Genomic DNA, 23,564 nt, shown 5'->3' on the forward strand with positions numbered 1-23,564 from the left:
TCGGTTGCCCACTCCCGCAAGGGAACCCGGGAAAGTGGTAAGCCAGAGCCGTCCCGTCGGTTCACCCATTCACCTTCCGGAGAGTGCGTCATCAAAGCCCCCAGCGCCCAGGCCGGTGACCGCGCCGCGAGCTCCCAGGTGGCCGTCGAACTGCACGGCATCACCAAGCGCTTCCCCGGCGTCGTCGCCAACCACGACATCGACATCACCGTCCGCCGCGGCACCGTCCACGCGATCGTCGGCGAGAACGGCGCCGGCAAGTCCACGCTGATGAAGATCCTCTACGGCATGCAGAAGCCGGACGAGGGCACCATCGCGGTCGACGGCGAGCAGGTCTCCTTCCACGCGCCGGGCGACGCCATCGCGCGCGGGATCGGCATGGTGCACCAGCACTTCATGCTCGCCGACAACCTCACCGTGCTGGAGAACACCGTCCTGGGCGCCGAGAAGCTGCACGGCATCGGCGACGCGGCCCGCGCTCGGATCAGGGAGATCTCCGACGCGTACGGCCTGGGCGTGCGGCCCGACGCGCTGGTGGAGGACCTCGGCGTCGCCGACCGGCAGCGCGTGGAGATCCTCAAGGTCCTCTACCGCGGCGCCCGCACCCTGATCCTGGACGAGCCCACCGCCGTCCTGGTGCCGCAGGAGGTGGACGCGCTCTTCGCGAACCTGCGGGAGCTGAAGTCCGAGGGCCTGACCGTCATCTTCATCTCGCACAAGCTGGACGAGGTGCTGTCGGTCGCCGACGAGATCACGGTGATCCGCCGCGGCACCACGGTGGCCTCGGTCAGCCCGGGCGAGGTCAACGCCCGCCAGTTGGCCGAGCTGATGGTGGGCAGCGAGCTGCCGTCGCCGGAGACCCGCGAGTCCACCGTCACCGACGTGCCCATGCTGACGGTGACCGGGGTGAGCCTGGCGGCCGGCGACGGCGAGGAGACCGGCCGGCGGATCCTGGACGAGATCTCCTTCACCATCCACAAGGGCGAGGTGCTGGGCATCGCCGGCGTGGAGGGCAACGGCCAGACGGAGCTGATCGACATCCTGATCGGCGCCCGCACCGCCGACTCCGGGCGGATCGTCCTCGGCGAGGCGGACATCACCGGCTGGCACACCAGGCGCCGCCGCGAGAACGGCATCGGCTACATCCCCGAGGACCGGCACCGGCACGGCCTGCTGCTGGAGTCGCCGCTGTGGGAGAACCGCATCCTCGGCCACGTCGGCGAGCGCCCCAACAGCCGCGGCGGGGTCTGGCTCGACCCCAGGGCGGCCCGCTCCGACACCGAGCGCATCGTCCGCGAGTACGACGTGCGCACTCCCGGCATCGAGGTCACCGCGGCCTCCCTGTCCGGCGGCAACCAGCAGAAGCTGATCGTCGGCCGGGAGATGAGCCACGAGCCCAGGCTGCTGATCGCCGCGCACCCGACCCGGGGCGTGGACGTCGGCGCCCAGGCGCAGATCTGGGAGGAGATCCGCAAGGCCCGCCGGGAGGGCCTGGCGGTGCTGCTGATCTCCGCCGACCTGGACGAGCTGATCGGGCTGTCCGACACCATCCGGGTGATGTACCGCGGCCGCCTGGTCGCCGACGCCGACCCGGCCACGGTGACCTCCGAGGAGCTGGGCAGCGCCATGACGGGCGCGGCGTCCGGCCACCTGGAGCACCACGAGAGCGCGGGCGGCGAAGGGCTGGAGAAGGAGCGATGACCCGTAAGTTCGACAAGGACAAGGTGATCCTCGCGGTCGCCGCGCCGGTGCTGGCCGTCGTCGTGGCGATGGCGCTGAGCTCGGCGATCGTGCTCGCGTCGGGCAAGAACCCGTTCGAGGCGTTCCGCCTGATGTTCGAGTACTCGGCGAACGCGGACACCCAGGTCCTGATCATCAACCGCGCGACCATGTACTACCTGGCCGCGGTCGCGGTGGCCATCGGCTTCCGGATGAACCTGTTCAACATCGGCGTGGACGGCCAGTACCGCCTGGCGGCCATGCTCGCGGCGGCGGTCGGCGGCGCGGTGACGCTGCCGGGGCCACTGCACATCACCCTGGTGATGGTGGTGGCGGTGCTGGTCGGCGCGGCCTGGGCGGGGATCGCGGGTCTGCTCAAGACCCGGCGCGGCGTCAGCGAGGTCGTCTCCACGATCATGCTGAACTCCATCGCCACCGCCCTGATCGCCTACCTGATGCGGGACTCCCTGCTGGGCTTCCGGCGCGAGGGCAGCGACAACCTCACCACCGAGCCGCTGGCGGACTCCGCCTGGTTCCCCGGCATCCCGATCGACGTGGACGGCCGCCAGATGGAGATCTACGGCATGGTCTTCGTGGCCGCCGCCGTCGGCATCGGCTTCCACCTGCTGCTGAACCGCACCCGCTTCGGCTTCGACCTGCGCGCCGCGGGCGCCTCGGAGTCGGCCGCGGTCGCCAGCGGCGTGGACACCAAGCGCATGGTGCTCTACAGCATGCTGATCTCCGGCGGCCTGGCGGGCCTGATCGGCCTGCCGCAGTTGCTCGGCGAGAGCCACTCCTACGGCCTGATCGACTTCCCGGCGGGCTACGGCTTCACCGGCATCGCGATCGCCCTGCTCGGCCGCAACAACCCCGTCGGCATCGCCTTCGGCGCGCTGCTGTGGGCGTTCCTCGACCGCAGCGCGCCCAACCTGGACTTCAACGGGTTCGAGAAGGAGATCGCCACGATCATGCAGGGCCTGATCGTGATCTCCGTGGTCGTCGTGTACGAACTGGTCCGCCGCTGGGGCCTGCGCCGCCAGCAGCAGCAGGTCGGCGAGCAGCTCGCCCAGGCCGCCAGGAGCAACCGCGAGGAGGTGGCGGCGTGAGCACCACGCCCACGACCACGACGGCCGTGGCCGCGCCGTCGAAGAAGCCGGTCCGCCGCAGGCTGACCTGGCCGTGGCTGCTGCTGATCGCGGCGGCGGGGCTGGCCCTGTTCTCCGTGATCCGCGTCGTCACCGGCGCCGACGACCTCACCTCCGACGGCCAGGTCGCCGCCGCGCTCCAGCTCGCCGTGCCGGTGGGCCTGGCGGGCCTGGGCGGCCTGTGGGCCGAGCGCGCCGGCGTGGTCAACATCGGGCTCGAGGGCATGCTGATCCTCGGCACCTGGTTCGGCGCCTGGGCCGGCTACCAGTGGGGGCCGTGGACGGGCGTGGTGCTCGGCATCCTCGGCGGCGCGATCGGCGGCCTGGTGCACGCGCTGGTCACCGTCACCTTCGGCGTCAACCACATCATCTCCGGCGTCGCCATCAACATCCTGGCGCTGGGCGCCACCCAGTACCTGTCCCGCCTCGCGTTCGACGGGGTGGAGGGCGGCACCGCGGTGCAGTCCCCGAACATCGATCCACTCCAGCGGTGGACGGTGCCCGGCCTGGCCGACTGGATGTCCGACCTCAACGACAAGCACTGGTTCTTCGTCTCCGACCTGGCCGGCCTGATCGGCGGCCTGGTGCGGGACGTCTCGGTGCTGACCGTGATCGCCCTGGCGCTGGTGCCGCTCACCTACTGGGTGCTGTGGCGCACCGCGTTCGGCCTGCGGCTGCGCTCCTGCGGCGAGGCCCCGGTGGCGGCGGAGAGCCTCGGGGTGAACGTCTACTTCTACAAGTACGTCGCGGTGCTGGTCTCCGGCGCGCTCGCCGGGTTCGGCGGCGTGTTCCTGGCCGAGGTCACCGCGAACTTCTACCGCGAGGGCCAGACCGGCGGCCGCGGCTACATCGGCCTCGCCGCGATGATCTTCGGCAACTGGCGGCCCGGCGGCCTGGCCGCGGGCGCGGGCCTGTTCGGCTTCACCGACAGCCTGCGGCTGCGCGACAACGAGAACGTGCACGCCATGCTGCTGCTGCTCGCCGTGCTGCTGGTGCTGCTCGCCGTCTGGCAGATCCGCAGGCGGCAGTGGATCGGCGCCACGATCGGGCTGACCGTCGCCGCGGGCACCGCCGTGTGGTACTTCCTCGCCGACGAGGTGCCCGCCGAGTTCATCCAGGCCGCGCCGTACCTGACCACGCTGCTGGTCCTCGCCGTGTCCTCGCAGCGGCTGCGCATGCCCAAGGCGGACGGACTGCCCTACCGCAGAGGGGAGGGCGGTTAGCGATGGCGGACACCCCGGCCGTCGACTGGGAGGCGCTGCGGGCGCGGGCCCGCGAGGTGATGGGCCGCGCCTACGCCCCGTACTCGCGCTATCCCGTGGGCGCCGCCGCCCTGGTGGACGACGGCCGCACGGTCGTCGGCTGCAATGTGGAGAACGCCGCCTACGGCGTGGTGCTGTGCGCCGAGTGCGGCCTGGTCTCCGCGCTGCACGCCTCGGGCGGCGGCAGGCTGACGGCGTTCACCTGCGTCGACGGCAGGGGCGAGCTGCTCATGCCGTGCGGCAGGTGCCGCCAGTTGCTGTGGGAGCACGGCGGGCCCGGGCTGCTGGTGGACACCCCGCGCGGGGTGCGCCCGATGAGCGAGGTGCTGCCGGACGCGTTCGGCCCGGACAACCTCGCCGCCCGCCCCTGACCCCGCCCGCCCCCGCCCCCGCTCCCCGATCCCGTCCGAGACCCCAGCGACCAGGAAAAGAACAGTCATGGACATGGACGTCATCTCCGTCATCCGCACCAAGCGCGACGGGGGCGCGCTCAGCGACGCGCAGATCGACTGGGTGATCGACGCCTACACCCGCGGGGAGGTCGCCGACGAGCAGATGTCCGCGCTCGCCATGGCCATCCTGCTCAACGGCATGAGCCGCCCCGAGATCGCCCGCTGGACCGCCGCGATGATCGCCTCCGGCGAGCGCATGGACTTCTCCTCCCTGCCGCTGCCCACCGCGGACAAGCACTCCACCGGCGGCGTCGGCGACAAGATCACCCTGCCGCTGGCGCCCCTGGTCGCGGCGTGCGGCGCGGCCGTGCCGCAGTTGTCCGGACGGGGCCTGGGCCACACCGGCGGCACCCTGGACAAGCTGGAGGCCATCCCCGGCTGGCGGGCGCGCCTGACGAACGACGAGATGATGGACGTGCTGCGCGGCACCGGCGCGGTGATCTGCGCGGCGGGCGACGGACTGGCTCCGGCGGACCGCAAGCTGTACGCGCTGCGGGACGTGACCGGCACGGTCGAGTCGATCCCGCTGATCGCCAGCTCCATCATGTCCAAGAAGATCGCCGAGGGCACGGGCGCGCTGGTGCTGGACGTCAAGGTCGGCTCCGGCGCGTTCATGAAGAACCTCGACGACGCCAGGGAGCTGGCCCGCACCATGGTGGGCCTGGGCACCGACCACGGGGTGCGCACCGTGGCGCTGCTGACCGGCATGTCCACCCCGCTCGGCCTGACCGCGGGCAACGCGCTGGAGGTGCGTGAGGCCGTCGAGGTGCTGGCCGGCGGCGGGCCCGAGGACGTGGTGGAGCTCACCGTGACCCTGGCCCGGGAGATGCTCCGGGCCGCGGGCGTCACCGGCCCGGACCCGGCCGACGCGCTGCGGGACGGCTCCGCCATGGACCGCTGGCGCCGCCTGGTCACCGCGCAGGGCGGCGACCCGGACGCCCCGCTGCCGGTCGCCCGCGAGCGGCACGTCGTCACCGCGGACGCCGACGGCGTCCTCACCCGCCTGGACGCCTACGCCGTGGGCGTGGCCGCCTGGCGGCTGGGCGCGGGCCGCGCCCGCAAGGAGGACCCGGTGCAGGCCGGGGCCGGCGTGGAGCTGCACGCCAAGCCCGGGGCGGCCGTCCGCGCCGGCGACCCGCTGCTCACCCTGCACACCGACACGCCCGACCGCTTCGCCTACGCCCTGGCGGCGCTGGACGGCGCCGTCGAGGTCGCCGCGCCCGGCACCGCGTTCACCCCGGACCCGCTCGTCCTGGACCGCATCGCCTGACCGGCACCGGCCGGCCCGCGGCGCGCCCCGCCCGCGGGGTGGCCGACACGCGGAGCCCCCGGCCCGGCGCACCGCCGCCGCGGCCGGGGCGCGGGTAGCCTGCGGCCATGAGCAGCCGACGCCGTCCGCTCACCGCCCTGCTGACCGCTGCCGCCGCCGTCGCGCTCGCGGCGGTCCCGGCCGCCGCGGTGCCCGCCCGCCCCGGCGCGATCCGCCCCACCGCCGACCTGCTGCCGCTGGTGGACGCCTCCGCGCGCCGGCTGCTGGCCGCCGACCAGGTGGCCGCCGCCAAGTGGCGGACCGGCAGCCCCATAGACGACCCCGCCCGGGAGCGGGCCCTGCTCGACGACGTCGCCCGGCAGGCGCGGGCGCTGGGCGCCGACCCGGAGGCGACGGTGCGGATCTTCCGGGACCAGATCGAGGCGAGCAAGGTCGTCCAGCGCGGCCTGCACCGGCAGTGGACGGCCGACCCCTCCCGCGCCCCGGCCGGGCCCCCGGCCGCCTCGGACGGCCTGGACGCGGTGCGGCAGCGGCTCGACCTGCTCGACAGCGAGCTGGTGCGGGCCGTCGCAGAAGCGGAGCGGGCCCGCAGGTCGCCCGGGTGCCGCGGGGTGCTGGCCGCCGACGTCGCCCGGGTGGGCCGCGCCCGGCAGTTGGACGCCCTGCACACCGCGGCGCTGGCCCGCGCCCTGCCGTCGGTGTGCGAGCAGGTCCGCGCTCAGCCGGCGTCCGCCACCGACCAGGTCACGCCGTAGCCGCCGAGGAAGTCCAGGAAGTCGGCGGCGTCGAACGCCTCAGCGGAGGCGCGCACCCCGGCCGGGGCGCCGCCCTCGGCGAGCCTGCGGGCCGCCTCCACCGCGATCACCGCGGTGGTGCCGTACATGTCGCGCCCGCTCACCTCGCCCCGGGCCCGCCGCCCGTCCGCGGCGGTGGCCTCCGCGGAGAACGCCCAGCGCGCCGCGGCCCGCTCCATCGCGGACGGCCCCTCGGGCACGGATTCGGCCAGCTCCGGCCGCAGCTCCGAGAACAGGCCGGACACCTCGGAGGTGGTCAGCCCCTCCACGTGCCGGGCCCGCACGTGCCGGGGGATGGTGACCACCGCGGGCAGCGGGAAGCGCACCACCGGGGACGGCTCGCGCTCGCCGGGCAGCACGAACTCCTTGTGCCGGGCGTCCGCCCCCGCCGTGAGGGCGCCGTCCACGTAGCCGAGCCCGCCGTCGGCCATGGTGTCGCGCAGCGCGCCCATCGACCGGATGGTGCCCCGGGACGCCCCGCCGCCCTCCAGCGCCACGGCGAACACCACCTCCTCCGCAGGCCCGCCCAGGCGCGCGGCGGTCAGCGCGGCGATCAGGTCGCTGGGCAGCCCGTCGTCGGTGGCGCCGGGCACCACGGTGACCCCGGTGCGCGCGGCCTCCTCCCCGAAGGTGTCGAACACCTCCCGCACATACCCCTGCTCCCCGGTGGTGTCCACGTAGTGGCAGCCCGCGGCGACGGCCGCCCGCACCACCGGCGGCCCGAGCACGGTGAACGGGCCGGCGCAGTTCACCACGGCGGAGCAGCCCGCGAACGCGGCGGCCAGCGCCGCGGGGTCGGCCACGTCCGCGACCCGCACCTCGGCGTCCGGCAGCCCCGCCTCCCGGGCCGCCGCCCGCAGCCGCGCCGGGTCGCGCCCCACCAGCACCACGGGCAGCCCGCGCCGGGCGGCCTCGGCGACGGCCAGCCGGCCCGTGTATCCGCTCGCACCGAAAACGGCGATCGTCACAACGCATCTCCTGACGGAAGGTCATCAAAATCCACCTGAGTGGCGGGCGAGTGCCCGTGAACCCACCGTAGGGACGCCCGGTGAGACGAACGATGCCGTGACGTCTCGCCTCCATGCCCGTTCGTCTCCCCGCCCCGGGGCTAGGGTGTGGCCATGGACGTGCTCAGCGACGCGCTCACCGCGATGCGCACCGGGGTGCCGCACGCCGGCCTGTCGCGCAACCGCGCCCCGTGGGGCGTGCGGTTCGACGGCGACGACGGCGGCGCGGGCTTCCACGTGGTGCTGCGCGGCTCCTGCTGGCTGCTGCCCCGGGAGGGGGAGCCGCTGCGGATGGGCCCGGGCGACGTGGCCTTCCTGCCGCACGGCCGCGGCCACGGCCTCGCCGGGGACCCGGGCACCCCGCTCGCCCCGTTCGACGGAGGCGACGGAGGCGACGGCGATGACGGCGGCCACGGTGACGGCGGCGTGGCCGACACGGAGCTGCTGTGCGGCGCCTACCGCCTCGACGGCGCCCGGCGGCACCCGCTGCTCGACGGCCTGCCCGAGGTCGTGCACATCCCCTCCCGCCCGGGCACCCACCCGCAGTTGCGCTCCGCGATCGACCTGCTCGCCGTGGAGCTGGACCGCCCCCGCCCCGGCGGCAGCGCGCTGCTGACGTCGCTGCTCGACGTCCTGCTGCTGTACCTGCTGCGGGCCTGGTACGAGGAGCGGTCCGACCGGACCCGCACCGGCTGGGCCGCCGCCCTGCACGACGGCCCGGTCTCGGCGGCCCTGCGCGCCCTGCACCGCGACCCCGCCCACCCCTGGACCGTGGCCTCGCTCGGCCGGGCCGCGGGCCTGTCCCGCGCCGCCTTCGCCCGCCGCTTCACGGCCCTGGTGGGCCAGCCGCCGCTGGCGTACCTCACCTGGTGGCGCATGACGCTCGCCGCGCGGCTGCTGCGCGACACCGACCTGCCGCTGCGCGCGGTGGCGGAGCGCACCGGCTACACGTCGGAGTTCGCGTTCGCAAAGGCGTTCAAGCGCGAGTACGGCACCCCACCGGGCTCCTACCGCCGGGACGGCGACGGCGCCAGGGCGGCGTGAGAGGGGGGTTCCCCGAACGGGTGAACGTGATCGGTGGACCGGTGTCGGTGGTGTTGGGCATGCTGGAATCGGTGACGAACCAAACCGAGGAGCACATCATGCGCGTACTCGCCGTCGAGCCGGAGCAGCAGCAGCGCACCGGCTGGTGGGACGAGCTCGTCCGGTTCTGGGAGGAGACGGACTGGCCCGAGGGCAGCCGGGCGGAGATCATCGAGGGGATCGTCACTGTGGCGCCACCACCCACGGGGAAGCACAACGTCACGGCGTCGAAGGTCATTCGCGCCATCCATCCCGCGCTCCCCGATGACGTGGAGCCTCTGTGCATGCAGGGCCTTCAGCTACCGGGCCGTGAGGGGATCTACATCCCTGATCTGGTCGTGCTTCCCACGGCGGCCGCCGTGGGCACGCGGTCGGATGCCACGGAGGCGCTGCTCGTGGTCGAGATCACCTCCCCCAGCACCGCCCGCCAGGATCGGGTCACCAAGCTGCGCGGGTACGCCCAAGCCGGTGTCCCCCTCTACCTCCTCCTCGACCCGGTCCGGAAGGACCCGACCGCCACCCTGCACGCCGACCCCGAGGGCGGCGTCTACCGCACCGTGACGGCCGTGCCCTACGGGGAGAAGCTGCACCTGCCCGCCCCGTTCGACGTGGTGCTGGACACCGCCGCGTTCCCCGTCCCCTGACGGCTCACGCCATCGCGCGGGTGCGGCGTTCCAGGAGGGCCTTCCGCGTGGCGTACAGGGTGATCCCGCCCGCGGCGGTGAGCGCGGTCAGGCCGACCGCGACGGTGCCGTTCCAGCCCGCCGAGTGGTACGTGGCGGCGCCCAGCGTGCCCCCGATGCCGTTGCCGACGTAGTACGCCGCCAGGTACAGCGCGGTGGCCTGCGCCCGGCCGCGGGTGGCGGTGCGGCTCACCGACGACGACGCCACCGCGTGGCCCGCGAAGAACCCGGCGGTGATCAGCACCAGGCCGAGCAGCACGGCGCCCAGGTGCGCGGACACGCTCAGCAGCAGCCCCGCGGCCGCCGTCAGGATGCCGACGTACAGCGCGCCCCGGCGGCCGAGCCGCCCCGCGAGCCGTCCCGCCGCGGCGGAGCTGGCCGTCCCCACCAGGTACACCAGGAACACCAGGCCGACGACGCTCTGCGGCAGCCCGAACGGTTCTGCGGTCAGCCGGTACCCCAGCACGGTGTACACCGCGCCGAACGCCGTCATCAGCAGCAGCCCGATCGCGTACAGCCGGCACAGCAGCGGGTCGCTCAGGTGCCCGCGGACGGTGCCGAGCAGCGCCCGGGGGTGCACCGGGCCCGGCCGGAAGTGCCTGGCCCTGGGCAGCAGCGCCCGGAAGACGACGGCGAGCAGCAGCGAGAGGACGCCCACGGCGGCCAGCGCGGCCCGCCAGCCCAGCCACTCCGACACCGCCCCGGGGATCACCCGGGAGCTCATGCCGCCGATGCTGTTGCCCGCCACGTACAGGCCGATGGCGGAGGTGACCGCCCGCGGGTCCACCTCCTCCGCGAGGTAGGCCATCGCGGTGGCGGGCAGCCCGGCCAGGGCCACGCCCTGGGCGGCGCGCAGCAGCACCAGGGTGGTCAGGTCGGGGGCGAGCGGGACGAGCAGCCCGATCAGCGCCGCGGCGAACACCGACACCGTCATCACCCGGGTGCGGCCCCACCGCTCGGACAGCGCGCTGACCGGCAGCACGGCGACCGCCAGGCAGACCGTGGTCACCGACACGGTCAGGCTGGCCCGGGCCGGGGAGGCGCCCAGCTCGGCGGAGAGGGCGGGCAGCAGCGCCTGGGGCGCGTACAGCAGGATGAACGTGGCGACGCCCGCGGCGAACAGCGCGAGGTTGGCGCGACGGTATCCGCGGGTGCCGGGACGGTGCCCGGGGGTGTGCGGGAACGACGGGGTGAAGGCGCCCGAAACCTTCTCGGACGCCCCGGTACTTTCACTGGGCATGTATCGACCGTAGGCCGGACCGGCTCATGCAGTCCAATACGCCAATATGCAAAGATTCATACGTCAGTGCATAAGCGCAGCTCGCACGGCGACCGGGCGTGCCAGGCGCAACAGCGGCGCAACGGAGAAGTCATGCACCCCTCACTCGCGGACCTCGAACCCGGCTCCTGGGCCGCCCGGCTCGCGCCCCGTCTGGCCCACTTCGCCGCGGTCGCCAGGTACGAGCACGTCTCCCGCGCCGCGGCGCTGCTCGGCGTCCCCCAGCCCACGCTCAGCCGCTCCGTGGCCCGGCTGGAGGCCGAGCTCGGGGTGAGCCTGCTGGCCAGGAACGGCCGCTCCGTCACCCTCACCCGGGCCGGCCGCGACCTGCTGGCCTCCTTCGAGCGCGCGCTGGCCGAGGTGGAGCGCGGCGCGCAGGCGCTCCAGGCGGACGCCGACCCGGCCACCGGCCTGGTCACCTTCGGCTTCCTGCACACCCTCGGCCCGGAGACCGTGCCCGGGCTGCTGCACGACTTCCGGGACGAGCACCCGGGCATCCGCTTCCAGTTGGTGCAGGACCACGGCGCGTCCATGCTGGCCCGGATGCGGGCCGGCGGTCTCGACCTGTGCCTGATCGCGCCGCTGCCCGACGAGCCGGACGTGGCCGTGCGGCGCCTGGACGAGCAGCGGCTGCGCCTGGTGGTCCCGGCCGCCCACCGCCTGTCCCGGCGGCGCAGGGTGCGGCTCGCCGAGGTCGCCGACGACCCGTTCGTGGTGCTGGAGCCCGGTTACGGGCTGCGCCGCATCACCGACGAGCTGTGCGCGCGGGCGGGCTTCACCCCGAAGGTGGCGTTCGAGGGCGAGGAGTCGGAGACGCTGCGGGGCCTGGTCGCGGTGGGCCTGGGGGTGGCCCTGCTGCCCCCGCCGATCTGGCCGCGGCCCGGCGTGGTGGAGCTGGAGGTGACGGCGCCGCGCGCGGTCCGGGAGATCGGCGTGGCCTGGCGGGCCGGGCAGGAGGACACCCCGCCGGTGGCCGCGTTCAAGAAGTTCGTCCTCTCCCGCAGGGGGCGGCTGCTGCCGAAGGACCCGCTGCCGAACCCGTGAGCGGGCCTGGTTCCGGGCCGCCCGCTCACGCCAGGTGCCGCGCGATCCGCCGCAGTTCGCGGATCCAGCGCTCCCGGAACTCGGGGGTGCCGGGCGCGGCGCCGAACAGGCGCTGCGCGGCGCCGGGCAGGGCCACGGGCGCCGTCACCGCGGCCATCATCAGCAGCAGGACCGCCGCCGGGTCCAGGTCGGGGGCCAGTTCGCCCCGCGCCTGGCGGCGGCGCATGTCGGCGAGGTCGGTGCCGTCGTCGTCCCAGTCGTCGCCGGCGTCCCCGGCGTCGCCGGCCAGGGCCTGCCACATGGCGAGCCGGGCGCCGCGCGGGTCGGCGAGGGCGGCCTCGGCGTAGCGGGAGAGCAGCTCGTCCAAGGGCACCGAGGGGTCGTTGAACGTCTCCTCCTGCCGCTGCCACTGGCGGGCGAGCTCCCGGTACAGGCCCTCCTTGCCGCCGAAGTAGTAGGCGATGAGCTGCTTGTTCAGCCCGGCGCGGTCCGCGATGTCCTGCACCCGCGCGCCGGCGTACCCCTTGGCCGCGAACTCGTCCTTGGCGGCCTCCAGCAGCTTCTCCCGGGACCGCTGGGCGTCGAGCCTGCGCTCGTCGGGCGGGGGGGACCGGCGCGGCGTACGGGCCGCGCGGCGGGGGCTGGTCTGCTCGCTGGTCTCGCTCACCGCACCAGGCTAGCCGCCCCGCGCCACCCGTCGCCACCCATCCGTTTGACTTCTTCATCCGTTTGGTTGAAGGTGGGCGGCACGACAGTCGGCCGAGCGACGAGGGAGAACACGGATGATCGCGGTGACCGGAGCGACCGGGAACGTCGGACGCCACCTGGTGCGGCAGCTCGCCGAGGCGGGCGTGCAGGTGTGCGCCCTGACCCGGGACCCGGAGCGGGCGCGGCTGCCCACCGGGGTGCGGGTGGCCCGCACCGGGGACCTGCCGCTGGACGGGGTGGCGGCGCTGTTCCTCAACCCGGCCGTGCTGTGGGGGCGGGACCCGGGGGAGTTCCTGGAGCGGGCGCGCTGGCACGGGGTGCGGCGGATCGTCACCCTGTCCTCGGCCGCCACCCTCGGCGGGGGCGGCGAGGACAACCCGATCGGCGCCCACCACCTCGCGCTGGAGGCCGCCGTGGAGGCCACCGGTCTTCAGTGGACGCACCTGCGGCCCGGCGCCTTCGCCGGCAACGCCCTGAACTGGGCCGCGCAGATCCGCGAGGGCGACGTGGTGCGCGGCCCCTACGCCGAGGCGCAGTTCGCGCCCGTCCACGAGGCCGACATCGCGGCGGTCGCGGTGCGCGCCCTGCTGGACGAGGGGCTGGCCGGCACCGCCCCCGTGCTGAGCGGACCGGAGTCGCTCACCCACGCCGAGCAGGTGCGGATCATCGGCGAGGCGCTGGGGCGGCCGCTGCGGTACGAGGAGATCGGCCACGACGAGGCGCTGAAGGCCATGACCGACGGGCACCTCGACACCGGGATGGCGGAGTCGGTGCTGCGCATGTTCCGCGGCATGGTGGGCCGCCCCGCCGACGTCTCACCGGAGACCGAGCGCATCACCGGCCGCCCGGCCCGCACCTTCGCCCGGTGGGCGGCCGACAACGCCGACGCCTTCCGCTGAGCCCGGCTCACTCCCCGGGCGCGACCACCAACCCGGGGGCGGCCACGTCCAGCGGCCCGGACCAGGACGCCCGGGCGGCGCGCCGAGCCGCCGCCGGGTCGGTGCCCGGCCACAGGTGGGTGAGCACCAGGCGGGCCGCGCCGGCCTCGGCCGCGTACCGCCCTGCCTGGCGGGCGGTGGTCAGGTAGGGGGCGTCCTCGGGCGGCAGGACGTGCTCGGGGAAGGTGGCCTCGGCGAGCAGCACGTCCGCGTCCCTGGCCAGGACGGCGATGTCCGGGCTGGGGCCGGTGTCGCCGGTGTGGGTCAGCACCCGGCCGCCCGCGGTCAGGCGCATGCCCGCGTTGGGCACGAAGTGGGGCAGGAGCCGGGTGTCCACCCGGAACGGCCCCACCTCGAAGGACCGCCCGGCCTCGAACTCCCGCAGGGCGAGGGCGGGCGCCAGCATGGCGGGCTTGTCCAGCGCCAGCACCGCGTCCAGGGCGCCGGGCAGGGCGTGCACCGGCAGGGCGGGCGGCGGGTCCTCGCCCAGCGCCCTGGCCCGCAGCAGCGGGTTGAGGTCGGCGCAGTGGTCGGGGTGGCCGTGGCTGACCAGCACCGCGTCCACGGCCCGCGCGGGGATGTGCTCCAGCAGCCGGGGGAAGGAGGCGTAGCCCGGGTCGATCAGCAGCCGGAAGCCGTCGTGCTCGACCAGGTAGCCGCTGCACGCCTCCCGCGGGGTGGGCCAGGCCCCGCACCCGCCCAGAACGGTGATCCTCATGCCGTGGACGGTAGCCGGGGGCGCCGGCGGCCCGGCATCGGTTTTCCGGGGGGCGGGGCGGGACGGCCCGCCGGGCAGGCGCGGCCCACAGGGCCCGGGGTCAGCGCGGGGTCAGCGCGGGGCGCCTTCCCACTGCCACGCGGTGCGGGCGGGCAGGCCGGGCAGAACGGTGCGGCCGGTGCACCACAGCAGGGTGTCCGCCGGGGGGTGCCCGGTGGGGGCGTCCGGGAAGAGGCGGGCCACGGCCGCCGCCGCCAGGTCGGCGGGCACCGTCCACGGCAGGCCGAGCGCGCGGGCGATGTCGTGGGTGTGCACGGTCAGCTCGGTGACGCCCATCGCCGCGAACCCCGGCGCGTCGGCGTGCCCCCAGGGGTGCCAGGCCCGCACCCCGGCCGGGGTGTCCCGGACCGTGCGGGCCAGCAGCGACGAGGCGATGCGCAGGCCCTCCAGGCAGTGGGCGACGGGGGCCGCCGGGTCGAGGGAGGCGAACAGGGTGACGTACCGGTCCCGCGGCCGGGCCACCAGCAGCCCCGTGTACCCGACGAGCCCGAGCGCGAGGTGGTCCAGGGTGGTGCGGCAGCTCCACTCCAGGCCGTGCGCGGGCCGGGACCAGTCGGCGTCCGCGGCCCCGGCGAGCACCGCGAGGCACTCCTCGGCGGCCGCCTCGACCGCCTCGTCCCAGGCGACGGCGGTGGCGGCGCTCACCGCGCCGCGTCCCCGGCGCCGCGCAGCACCTCGATGACGCCGGCGAAGCTGTCCTGGCCGTGCCCGGCCGCGGCGGCCCGCTCCATGGTGGCCTTCAGCAGCCGCGGCAGCCCGCTGTCCACGCCGCGCGCCTCGGCCGCGTGGATGAGGTGGTCGATCGCGGCGATCTGCACGTCCACGGTCGCGTCGTCACCCGGGTAGTGCCCGGCGTCCACCTGGGCGGCGTACCGGGTGAGGAACCCGCCCACGGCCGTCAGCCACCGCAGCGCGACCGGCGTGTACTCGGTGGCCCGCGCCTGCTCGCCCAGCAGGGCGGTCCCGTGCAGCCAACCCGTCATGGCCGCCCACATCAGCCCGAGCAGGGCGGCGTCGTACAGGGAGGCCAGCCCCGGGTCCGCGCCCAGGTACACGGGGTCGCCGAGCACCTGGAGGGTGCCCCGGTGCTCGTCGAACACCTCCCGGGCCCCGCTGTACAGGAACATCATCTCGGGGCTGCCCACCCCGGGCGGCGTCGTCATGATCGCCCCGTCCAGGTACCCGGCCCCCAGCGACCGCGCCCACTCCTGCGCCCGCGCCGCCTGCTCGGGGGACCCGGAGGTGAGGTTCACCAGGGTCCTTCCGGCCAGCGCGCCCGACGCGGGCCCGAGCGCGGCGCGCAGCACGTCGTAGTCCAGCACGCAGGCGACGGTGAGCGGGCTCGCCGCCACGGCCTCCTCCGGCGTCGCCGCCACCGCCGCGCCCTTCCCGGCCAGCGGCGCGGCCTTCTCCGCGGAGCGGTTCCACACCGTCACCGGGTGCCCCCGCTCGAGCAGCGCCGCGGCCAGCGCCGAACCCATGTTCCCGAGCCCGACGACACTCACGGCAGGATGCCCAACGTCCACGGCACTTCTCCCTCTCCGGTCCGCCCGGAGGCGGAAACGATCACGTGCCGTCCACGCTCGCAAACCCCGCCGGCCGCCGACAGTGACACCGGTGTCGGCGACCACCAAATTCCTGCCATACCCTTTGCGGGTGAGTGTGAGCGCCGGAACCGTCGCCGTGGTCGTGCCCGAGGACATCCCCCTGCCGTCCTGGGACCTGTACGAGGTGAGCATCCCCTGCACCGTCTTCGGCAAGCCGCAGCCCGACCTGGCCGACCCCTGGTACGACCTGCGGCTGTGCGGCGTGGGGCAGGGCGGCGTGGGGCTGGGCGGCCCGGGCGGCGGCCCGGGGCTCGCGCTGCGCACCCCGTACGGCCTGGACGGCCTGGACGGGGCCGGCACCGTCGTCGTCCCCTCGGTCCCCGACGCCTGTGTGGAGGAGGGCGCGCCCGTGCCGCCCGACCTGGTCGCCGCCCTGCGCCGCGCCCACGAGGCGGGCGCCCGCGTGGTGTCGCTGTGCACCGGCGCCTTCGCCCTCGCCGAGGCCGGGCTGCTCGACGGCCGCCGGGCCACCGCCCACTGGCAGCACACCGCCCAGTTGGCCGCGCGCTACCCCAAGGTGGAGGTGGACGACTCGGTGCTGTACGTCGACGAGGGCGACGTGCTCACCAGCGCCGGGCTGACCGCGGGCCTGGACCTGTGCCTGCACCTGGTCCGCCGCGACCTCGGCGCGCACGTCGCCAACCAGCTCGCCCGCCGCATGGTCGTCCCCGCGCACCGCCCCGGCGGCCAGGCCCAGTTCGTGGACCTGTCCGTGCCGGTGGCCGACGACCTGGGCCTCGGCCCGGTCCTGGAGTGGGCGCGGGCCAACCTGGAGCGGCCGCTCACCGTGGAGGACCTCGCCCGCAGGGCCGCGCTGAGCCCGCGCACCCTGCACCGCCGGTTCCGCGAGACCACCGGGCTCACCCCGGTGCAGTGGCTGCTCCACCAGCGGCTGGCCCGCGCCCAGAGCCTGCTGGAGTCCACCTGCCTGCCCGTGGAGCGGGTCGGCGAGCTCAGCGGCCTCGGCACGGCGAACAACCTGCGCCACCACTTCCTGAAGCACCTCGGCGTCTCCCCGACCGCCTACCGCCGCGCCTTCCCGCACACGGTGCCGGGCTCGCCCTCCGCGGCCTGAGCGGCCCGGCCGGCGGCCCCAGGGCAAAGGGGGTGACGGGCCGACAGGCCCCTCACCCCTCGTCCTGGGCGCGCACCAGCGCCTCGCCCACGGCCGTGCGGTAGTACAGCACCGACCGTCCCGCCCGCCGCCGCTCCACCAGCCGCGCGTCCAGCAGCACCCGCAGGTGCCGCCCCACGGAACCGAGGCCGAGACCGGTCAGCGCCACCAGTTGCGTGGTGCTCTTCGGCTCCCCGAGCAGCGCCAGCACGGTCGCCCGCCCGGGGCCCAGCGCCCGGCCCAGCGCCCCGGGGGCCACCGCCGCGGGCCCGGTCTCCGCCAGGGCGCCCGCGCACGGGTACACCAGCGCGTAGCGGTGCGGCAGCTCCCACGCCGTCCAGGACTGCCGGGGCGTGACCGGCACGAACAGCAGCCGGGCCCCGGCGAGCTTCCGCGGCGGGTTGTCCTGCGTGTTGATCATCAGCCGGTCCCCGCCCAGCCACCGCATGCCCGGCCGCAGGTCGCCGAGGACCTCCGCCCAGCCGCCCCGGCCGAGCCCGGCGGTCCGCGCGACCACGTCGGCCTGAAGGATCCGCCGCCGCCTGTCCCACGACGGCGCCACCGCCCGCCGCCACACCCACTCCAGCAGGCGGGCGGCCGTCGCCGGCAGGTCCGCGTCCGCCAGCTCGGCGGGCAGGCCGCCGCCCAGCGCCACCCGCACGTCCGCGCGCGCCACCTCGGGCGGGGCCTGCCCGACCCGCGCCACCTCCTCCTCGAAGGTCTCCTCCCGCTCGCCCCCGGGCGCCGGGGCGAGGAAGTCCGCGAGCCAGCGCCGTCCCAGCGCGGAGCGCGCCAGCGCCGCGGTCACCGGGTCCCGGGCCAGCCGCTCGCGGTAGGCGGGCAGGTGCGCGGCGAGCCAGGCCCGCTCGCCGGGGTGCGCGGCCTCGGCGCGGTCCAGCGCCAGCAGGCACGCGGTGGTCTCGGCCAGCGGCGAGAGCACGAACCGGCTCCCGGCCAGGGTGTCCGCGCCGACCACCCAGTACCCCATCGACGTTTCGCCTCCTCGCGAAAGAGTGACGTCCCGGGCGGGCCCCCGTCCACACTCGCGGCCCATGCGCACCTACCGCGAACTCTTCCGCACCCCGGAGTTCACCCCGCTGTTCGTCACCTCCACCGCGAACACCGCCGCCTCCACGGTCAGCGGCCTGGCCCTCGGCACCCTGGTGCACGAGGCGACCGGCTCGCCGCTGCTGGCCGCCCTCGGCATGTTCGGCCCGTCCCTGGCCCAACTGCTCGGCGCCGCCACCCTGCTGTCGGCCGCCGACCGCCTGCCGCCCCGCGCCGCCCTGGCCGCCCTGCCCCTGGCGTTCGCCGCGGGCACCGCGCTCCAGGCCCTGCCCGGCCTGCCCATGTGGGGGGTGCTCGCGGTGCTGCCGCTGCTCGGGGTGCTGGCCTCGCTGGGCGCCGGCGTGCGGTTCGCGCTGCTGAACGACATCCTCCCGGCCGACGGCTACCTGCTCGGCCGCTCGGTGCTCAACATGTCCGTCGGCACCCTCCAGATCTGCGGCTACGGCCTGGGCGGGGTGCTGGTGGCCGTGGCCTCGCCCCGCGGCGCCCTGCTGGCCGGCGCGGCGCTGTACGCCCTGGCCGCCGCCATCGCCCGCCTGGGGCTGAGCGCCCGCCCGGCCCGCGCCGGCGGCCGCCCGTCGCCGCGGGAGACCTGGCGCGCCAACGCGCTGCTGTGGTCCGCGCCGTCCCGCCGCCACGTCTACCTGGCGCTGTGGGTCCCCAACGGCCTGATCGTCGGCTGCGAGGCCCTGTTCGTCCCCTACGCGCCCGCCCACGCGGGCCTGCTGTTCGCCTCGGCCGCCCTCGGCATGCTCGCCGGGGACGCCCTGGCGGGCCGTGTGCTGCCGCCCCGGCTGCGCGCCCGCCTGGCCGCCCCGCTGCGCCTGCTGCTGGCCGTGCCCTACCTGCTGTTCGCCCTCCACCCGCCGCTGCCCGCGGCGGTGGCGGTGGTCGCGCTGGCGTCCGTCGGCTACTGCGCCACGCTCCTGCTCCAGGAGCGCCTGCTGGCCCGCACCCCGGACCACCTGACGGGACACGCCCTGGCCCTGCACTCCTCGGGGATGCTCGCCGCCCAGGGGGTGTCCGCCGTGGTGGCGGGCACCCTCGCGCAGCTCACCTCCCCGGCCGCGGCGATGACGGCCCTGGCCGCGGCCTCCACGGCCGTCACCCTGGCCCTCGCCCCGCGGCTGCGAGAGGACCCGCCTCAGCGGCGGAAGCGCAGCACCACCAGCGCGACGACGTAGGTGACGCCGGAGATGGCGCCGAGCGTCGCGTACGGCTGGCCGTCCTGCCCGCGGGCGATCTCGACGACGAAGGCGACCAGCACGGCGGCCATGAGCGTGATGCCCGCGACGGCGGTGGCCTCGCCGTCCAGTTGGTTGATCCGCTCGTCCCTGCGGTCCAGCAGTCCCGCGACGGTCTCGCTCACCCGGCCCAGGAGGAGGAACGCCGCCCCGGTCACCAGCATCACCGCGAGCCCGACGAACGCGAACGTCCGGTCGCCGCCGAGCCCGCCGGCCACCAGGTAGGCCAGGCCGAACAGGACGGCCGCCCCGGGGATGATCCAGCGCTTCCCCGACCGCGCCCTGCCGACCCCGCCGCCCGATCCGCTGTCACTCATCGACATGGAAGACCTCCTCCACCGTGGTGCCGAAGTGGCGCGCCAACGCGATGGCGAGCGGGAGGGACGGCAGGTACCGCCCGGTCTCGATCGAGTTGATGGTCTGCCGCGAGACCCCCATCGCCTCGGCGAGGGCTCCCTGGGACAGGCCGCGCTGCGTCCGCAGCTCCCGTACCGTGTTGCGCACGTGTAAAGCTTGCTTGTCACCGCGGGGCGGTGTCAAGCGAGCTTGTCAGGGCGGCTGCCCGGGAGGGTCGTCGGGACGGGGTGTCGGACGGCTTGTCGGACGGGGTGGCGGCGGGGGGGGGCGGAAGCCGGCGGCACAGGCCCCGGAGCCGGCGGCAATGCCCCGGAAGCCGGCGGCGCCCGCCCCCGTCAGTCCCTCAGGCTCCTGCCGAACCCCGAGGCCAGCGGCATCCGCAGGCCCAGCGGTGGCGGGGCGGCCAGGGCGTCGGCGACCGGGCGGGACAGGCGGCGGGCGAACAGGGTGCCGAGCACGAAGTCCGCGGTGAGGGCGAACACCTCGGGGCGGTGCTGGTACAGCGTGTGGCCGTCGGAGTGCACCTCGAAGCGGCAGATGTCGGGGTTCGCCTTCTTCACCCGCTGCGCGAACCGGTAGGACAGCTCGGGGTCGGCCTCCGCGTCCCGGGTCCCGTGCACGATCAGGACCCGGCGGCCCAGCAACTGCTTGACGGGGTCGGGGTCGGGCACCACCGGCAGCCACGGGGCCAGCGCCACCACCGACGCCACCGCGTCGTGCCCGCCCACGCGCAGCGCGGCCCGGGCGCCCATGGACATGCCGACCAGGCAGACGGGGACGTCGCCGTAGCGCCGCACCACCTCGTCGGCGGCCCAGCGGGCGTCGTGCACCGGGTGGGCGCTCTCCCCGTTCCAGCCGTTGTACCGGTAGTGCAGGATGTGCGCGGCCAGCCCCTCCTCCCGTCCGGCCTTGGCCAGGTGGCGGGCCAGCGGCCACATCGCCGCCGCGGGCAGCCCGGTGGGGCGCCGGGTGCCCATGACGTCACCGCCGGGCAGCAGCACCACGGCTCCCCGGACGGTCCTCGCGGGCGCCGCCCCCACGGCCCGGCCCAGACGTGCGTCCCGCGTCTTGAGCGTCTCGGATCCCATGGCAGAACTTTCGCAGAGCGCCTCCGGGGTAGTGCCATACCCCGGAAGGCGATTGCTGTCGCGAAGGTGCGATCTACGCGTGTAGGAGCTAGATTTCGGCAATGCGAAGCCCCAGTCCCACCCCCTCACTGCCGGACGCGACCGCGGAGCGCGCGGTGCCCACCCCCGACCAGGTCCGCCGGGCCCCCAAGGCGCTGCTGCACGACCACCTCGACGGAGGGCTGCGGCCCGCCACGGTCGTCGAGCTCGCCGAGCTGACGGGCTACGGCGCGCTGCCCGAGACCGATCCCGAGCGCCTGGGCACCTGGTTCCGCCGGGCCGCGGACTCCGGCTCGCTGGAGCGCTACCTGGAGACGTTCGCCCACACCTGCGCGGTGATGCAGACCCGCGACGCGCTGTTCCGGGTGGCCGCCGAGTGCGCCGAGGACCTCGCCGCCGACGGCGTGGTCTACGCCGAGGTCCGCTACGCCCCGGAGCAGCACCTGGAGGGCGGGCTGTCCCTGGAGGAGGTGGTCGAGGCGGTCAACGAGGGCTTCCGGGAGGGCGAGCGCAGGGCGCGCGACGCCGGGCGCCGCATCCGGGTCGGCGCGCTGCTGACGGCCATGCGGCACGCCGCGCGCTCGCTGGAGATCGCCGAGCTGGCCAACCGGTACCGGGACGCGGGCGTCGTCGGCTTCGACATCGCCGGCGCCGAGGCGGGCTTCCCGCCCACCCGGCACCTGGACGCGTTCGAGTACCTCAAGCGGGAGAACAACCACTTCACCATCCACGCGGGCGAGGCGTTCGGCCTGCCCTCGATCTGGCAGGCGCTCCAGTGGTGCGGCGCCGACCGGCTCGGCCACGGGGTGCGGATCATCGACGACATCGAGGTCGCCGACGACGGGACGGTCCGGCTCGGCCGCCTGGCCGCGTACGTGCGGGACAAGCGGATCCCGCTGGAGCTGTGCCCGACCTCCAACATCCAGACCGGCGCCGCCTCCTCCTACGCCGACCACCCGATCGGCCTGCTGCGCCGCCTGTGCTTCCGGGCCACCGTCAACACCGACAACCGCCTGATGAGCGGCACCACCATGAGCCGGGAGTTCCAGCACCTGGTGGACACCTTCCAGTACACCCTGGACGACCTCCAGTGGTTCACCGTCAACGCCATGAAGTCCGCGTTCATCCCCTTCGACGAGCGCCTGGCCCTCATCAACGAGGTGATCAAGCCCGGCTACGCCGCGCTGAAGTCGGAGTGGCTGTTCCGCTAGGAGCCGCCAGGCCCGCCAGGCCCGGTGGGACCCGGTGGGACCAGCCGCCGGAGGGCGCGGGCCCGTCCGGGCGGGGCGGCGGAGGCGGCGCGGACCGGCGGCGCTCTCCGGGCCCGGTCAACCCGGCGACGTGCGCGTTCACCCCTCGGGTGGGCGCCCGGTGCGCGCCGCTGACGTGGCCGGGCCCGGCCCGCGCCCGTCCGCGCCCCCCGTGCCTCGTGCGCCCCGCGCGTCGCTGTTTGCACGGAGCGTGTTCGCGTGACTACGTTGCGAGGCGCCCGCGGCCAGTCGCCCGCGGGCGGCCATCGGGCACCGACCACGAGGACACACGCTGATGAAGACCTCCACCACCCTGAAGACCGCGGGGGCCGCCGTCGCCGGCCTCGCCCTCGCCGCAGTGGCGGCAGCGCCCGCCGCCGCCGCCCCCACTCCCGTGGGCGCGCTGCTCGGCGCCCTCCCGGTGGAGCAGGCGACCGCCGCCGTCCCCGGCATGCCGCAGACCCTGTCCGCCACCCGGACGGCACTGGACGCGAGCACCTCCCAGGTGCCGTTCCTCAACGGCAAGGCCGCGCCGGGCAAGGACGCCCCGCCGGTCCGGGTCGGCGAGGGCAACCGGCTCACCACCCCCGGCGGCAGGGCGCACACCCTGCCCGCCCCCGCCCGCCGCACCGCCCCCAAGCACCCCCAGCACCGCCAGGCCGACCCGGTCCCCGTGGTGCACGACGCCAAGACCCTCCCCGCCCAGGACGGCGAGGCGCGCCCCCAGGGCCGGGACAAGGCCGGGTCCGGGGGCGGCCAGGTCGTGGACCGGCGCGGCGAACTCGGCCGCACCGACCACATCACCGGCGCCCGCCCCGTCCGGGGCGGCGCCCAGGGCCAGGGTGCCGCCGCGCCGAAGACCACGGACATGGGCGGGCACTGGCAGGGCAACAAGCTGCCCCTGGAGAACCTGGTGCGGCTGCTCGCCGACATCCACCCGGGCGGCGGCGCCTCCTGAGGACGCCTCCCGCACACACCGAGCCGGGCCGCGCCCCCAGGGGAGCGCGGCCCGGCTCGGCGCTTCTCGCGGGGCGGGGCCCTCACGCCCCCCGGTGCAGGTGCGCCGCCACCTCGTAGCCGACCGTGGGCGCCTTCACGGGTCTGACCCGCTCCTCCGCCGTCCGGCCCGTCCGCGACTCGTACCTCCGGCGCAGCCGCCCCCGGGTGCTCGGCACCACCGCGAGGTGCGCCACCGCCACGCCGAGGGTGTTGAGGATCACCGAGTCCACGTCGAAGACCCGCCCGGGCACACCGGTCTGCCAGCACTCGATGCCGAACGACACGGCCGCGCCGAAGAACACCGTCCGGGTGAACGAGCCCAGCGTGGAGGCGTACAGCCGGCCCGACACCATGGGCAGCAGCAGCCCCAGCGGGGCCAGCAGCAGCAGCCCGCCCGCGATGGTGCGGGTGCCGGAGACGGGGTCGGCCAGCAGGACCCGGTCGATGGTGGCCAGCGGCCTGATGTTGCTCCCGTACACCCACGGCACGGACACCGGGCGGAGCGTGAGCCACGCGACCAGCGCCAGATGGGTGAGGACGGCGACGGTGCCGAGCGCCCGCGCCACCGGGCCGATCCGGTGGTCGTCCGGCCAAGGTCCTTCAGTACCGGTCCGTGTGCCGGACCCTCCACGCTGC

General features: G+C 75.5%; 25 protein-coding genes. 14 read left to right on the plus strand and 11 right to left on the minus strand.

Going from position 1 to position 23,564, the window contains the following annotated elements; translation table 11 throughout:
* Positions 1-90: 90 nt before the first annotated feature.
* The 6 genes from ACYVO2_RS17160 (at position 91) to aroQ (ending at position 6,603) form a co-directional block, all read left to right on the plus strand.
* Positions 91-1,701: an ABC transporter ATP-binding protein gene (locus ACYVO2_RS17160; RefSeq protein ID WP_461008799.1), complete on the plus strand. Its 1,611-nt coding sequence runs from the start codon at positions 91-93 to the stop codon at positions 1,699-1,701.
* Positions 1,698-2,825, plus strand: a complete 1,128-nt coding sequence (locus tag ACYVO2_RS17165; RefSeq protein WP_461008702.1) for an ABC transporter permease — start codon at positions 1,698-1,700, stop codon at positions 2,823-2,825. The genes ACYVO2_RS17160 and ACYVO2_RS17165 overlap by 4 nt, the downstream gene beginning before the upstream one ends.
* Positions 2,822-4,087, plus strand: coding sequence for an ABC transporter permease (locus tag ACYVO2_RS17170; protein WP_461008703.1), 1,266 nt, complete (start codon positions 2,822-2,824; stop codon positions 4,085-4,087). Before ACYVO2_RS17165 ends, ACYVO2_RS17170 begins: the two co-directional genes overlap by 4 nt.
* Positions 4,088-4,089: 2 nt before the next feature.
* Entirely contained in the window at positions 4,090-4,497 is a 408-nt protein-coding gene (locus ACYVO2_RS17175) for a cytidine deaminase (RefSeq protein ID WP_461008704.1), read from the plus strand.
* Positions 4,498-4,564: 67 nt separating this feature from the next.
* A complete protein-coding gene (locus ACYVO2_RS17180; protein ID WP_461008705.1) occupies positions 4,565-5,848 on the plus strand; it encodes a thymidine phosphorylase in 1,284 nt (427 codons plus the stop codon).
* A gap of 107 nt (positions 5,849-5,955) precedes the next feature.
* Complete coding sequence (gene aroQ / locus ACYVO2_RS17185) at positions 5,956-6,603, plus strand: gamma subclass chorismate mutase AroQ (RefSeq protein ID WP_461008706.1); 648 nt, start codon at positions 5,956-5,958, stop codon at positions 6,601-6,603.
* Here the strand turns inward: aroQ and ACYVO2_RS17190 are convergent.
* The gene (locus ACYVO2_RS17190; protein ID WP_461008707.1) at positions 6,567-7,610 is read right to left on the minus strand and encodes a saccharopine dehydrogenase family protein; all 1,044 of its coding nucleotides are present in this window, start codon (positions 7,608-7,610) and stop codon (positions 6,567-6,569) included. The two genes, aroQ and ACYVO2_RS17190, sit on opposite strands and share 37 nt — an antisense overlap.
* A 153-nt stretch (positions 7,611-7,763) precedes the next feature.
* Between ACYVO2_RS17190 and ACYVO2_RS17195 the strand changes: the two genes are divergently transcribed.
* A complete protein-coding gene (locus ACYVO2_RS17195) occupies positions 7,764-8,693 on the plus strand; it encodes an AraC family transcriptional regulator (RefSeq protein WP_461008708.1) in 930 nt (309 codons plus the stop codon).
* A 71-nt stretch (positions 8,694-8,764) separates the two neighbouring features.
* On the plus strand, positions 8,765-9,376 hold the full coding sequence (locus ACYVO2_RS17200; protein ID WP_461008709.1) for a Uma2 family endonuclease: 612 nt from the start codon (positions 8,765-8,767) through the stop codon (positions 9,374-9,376).
* 4 nt (positions 9,377-9,380) lie between these two features.
* On the opposite strand, the gene ACYVO2_RS17205 is transcribed toward ACYVO2_RS17200, so the two are convergent.
* Entirely contained in the window at positions 9,381-10,655 is a 1,275-nt protein-coding gene (locus tag ACYVO2_RS17205) for an MFS transporter (protein ID WP_461008710.1), read from the minus strand.
* Positions 10,656-10,787: 132 nt separating this feature from the next.
* Here ACYVO2_RS17205 and ACYVO2_RS17210 point away from each other — a divergent pair, with 132 nt between their 5' ends.
* Positions 10,788-11,738: a LysR family transcriptional regulator gene (locus ACYVO2_RS17210; RefSeq protein WP_461008711.1), complete on the plus strand. Its 951-nt coding sequence runs from the start codon at positions 10,788-10,790 to the stop codon at positions 11,736-11,738.
* A gap of 25 nt (positions 11,739-11,763) precedes the next feature.
* Here ACYVO2_RS17210 and ACYVO2_RS17215 read toward each other — a convergent pair whose 3' ends face one another.
* Positions 11,764-12,405 (minus strand): TetR/AcrR family transcriptional regulator, encoded by a 642-nt coding sequence (locus ACYVO2_RS17215; RefSeq protein WP_461008712.1) that lies wholly within the window; start codon positions 12,403-12,405, stop codon positions 11,764-11,766.
* A gap of 115 nt (positions 12,406-12,520) precedes the next feature.
* On the opposite strand from ACYVO2_RS17215, the gene ACYVO2_RS17220 reads away from it, so the two are divergent.
* Positions 12,521-13,345, plus strand: coding sequence for an NAD(P)H-binding protein (locus tag ACYVO2_RS17220; RefSeq protein ID WP_461008713.1), 825 nt, complete (start codon positions 12,521-12,523; stop codon positions 13,343-13,345).
* Positions 13,346-13,352: 7 nt separating this feature from the next.
* On the opposite strand, the gene ACYVO2_RS17225 is transcribed toward ACYVO2_RS17220, so the two are convergent.
* The 3 genes from ACYVO2_RS17225 to ACYVO2_RS17235 all read right to left on the minus strand — a co-directional run bounded on the left by ACYVO2_RS17225 (position 13,353) and on the right by ACYVO2_RS17235 (position 15,667).
* Positions 13,353-14,102, minus strand: a complete 750-nt coding sequence (locus ACYVO2_RS17225; protein WP_461008714.1) for an MBL fold metallo-hydrolase — start codon at positions 14,100-14,102, stop codon at positions 13,353-13,355.
* A gap of 111 nt (positions 14,103-14,213) precedes the next feature.
* A complete protein-coding gene (locus ACYVO2_RS17230) occupies positions 14,214-14,807 on the minus strand; it encodes a maleylpyruvate isomerase N-terminal domain-containing protein (protein ID WP_461008715.1) in 594 nt (197 codons plus the stop codon).
* On the minus strand, positions 14,804-15,667 hold the full coding sequence (locus tag ACYVO2_RS17235; protein ID WP_461008716.1) for an NAD(P)-dependent oxidoreductase: 864 nt from the start codon (positions 15,665-15,667) through the stop codon (positions 14,804-14,806). Before ACYVO2_RS17235 ends, ACYVO2_RS17230 begins: the two co-directional genes overlap by 4 nt.
* Positions 15,668-15,845: 178 nt before the next feature.
* On the opposite strand from ACYVO2_RS17235, the gene ACYVO2_RS17240 reads away from it, so the two are divergent.
* Positions 15,846-16,844: a helix-turn-helix domain-containing protein gene (locus ACYVO2_RS17240; RefSeq protein WP_461008800.1), complete on the plus strand. Its 999-nt coding sequence runs from the start codon at positions 15,846-15,848 to the stop codon at positions 16,842-16,844.
* 52 nt (positions 16,845-16,896) lie between these two features.
* Here ACYVO2_RS17240 and ACYVO2_RS17245 read toward each other — a convergent pair whose 3' ends face one another.
* Positions 16,897-17,871, minus strand: coding sequence for a helix-turn-helix domain-containing protein (locus tag ACYVO2_RS17245; RefSeq protein WP_461008717.1), 975 nt, complete (start codon positions 17,869-17,871; stop codon positions 16,897-16,899).
* Positions 17,872-17,935: 64 nt separating this feature from the next.
* On the opposite strand from ACYVO2_RS17245, the gene ACYVO2_RS17250 reads away from it, so the two are divergent.
* Positions 17,936-19,135: an MFS transporter gene (locus ACYVO2_RS17250; protein ID WP_461008718.1), complete on the plus strand. Its 1,200-nt coding sequence runs from the start codon at positions 17,936-17,938 to the stop codon at positions 19,133-19,135.
* Here the strand turns inward: ACYVO2_RS17250 and ACYVO2_RS17255 are convergent.
* From ACYVO2_RS17255 to ACYVO2_RS17265, 3 genes are all read right to left on the minus strand, one after another.
* On the minus strand, positions 19,096-19,518 hold the full coding sequence (locus tag ACYVO2_RS17255; RefSeq protein ID WP_461008719.1) for a hypothetical protein: 423 nt from the start codon (positions 19,516-19,518) through the stop codon (positions 19,096-19,098). The two genes, ACYVO2_RS17250 and ACYVO2_RS17255, sit on opposite strands and share 40 nt — an antisense overlap.
* The gene (locus tag ACYVO2_RS17260; protein ID WP_461008720.1) at positions 19,505-19,699 is read right to left on the minus strand and encodes a helix-turn-helix transcriptional regulator; all 195 of its coding nucleotides are present in this window, start codon (positions 19,697-19,699) and stop codon (positions 19,505-19,507) included. Before ACYVO2_RS17260 ends, ACYVO2_RS17255 begins: the two co-directional genes overlap by 14 nt.
* Before the next feature lie 188 nt (positions 19,700-19,887).
* Complete coding sequence (locus tag ACYVO2_RS17265; protein WP_461008721.1) at positions 19,888-20,640, minus strand: alpha/beta hydrolase; 753 nt, start codon at positions 20,638-20,640, stop codon at positions 19,888-19,890.
* Between the two features lie 101 nt (positions 20,641-20,741).
* On the opposite strand from ACYVO2_RS17265, the gene ACYVO2_RS17270 reads away from it, so the two are divergent.
* Positions 20,742-21,890, plus strand: coding sequence for an adenosine deaminase (locus tag ACYVO2_RS17270; RefSeq protein ID WP_461008722.1), 1,149 nt, complete (start codon positions 20,742-20,744; stop codon positions 21,888-21,890).
* A 334-nt stretch (positions 21,891-22,224) separates the two neighbouring features.
* The gene (locus ACYVO2_RS17275; RefSeq protein ID WP_461008723.1) at positions 22,225-22,887 is read left to right on the plus strand and encodes a hypothetical protein; all 663 of its coding nucleotides are present in this window, start codon (positions 22,225-22,227) and stop codon (positions 22,885-22,887) included.
* Between the two features lie 82 nt (positions 22,888-22,969).
* On the opposite strand, the gene ACYVO2_RS17280 is transcribed toward ACYVO2_RS17275, so the two are convergent.
* A complete protein-coding gene (locus tag ACYVO2_RS17280; protein ID WP_461008801.1) occupies positions 22,970-23,494 on the minus strand; it encodes a VanZ family protein in 525 nt (174 codons plus the stop codon).
* Positions 23,495-23,564: the final 70 nt, after the last annotated feature.

The organism is Streptomyces capparidis (assembly GCF_054782095.1).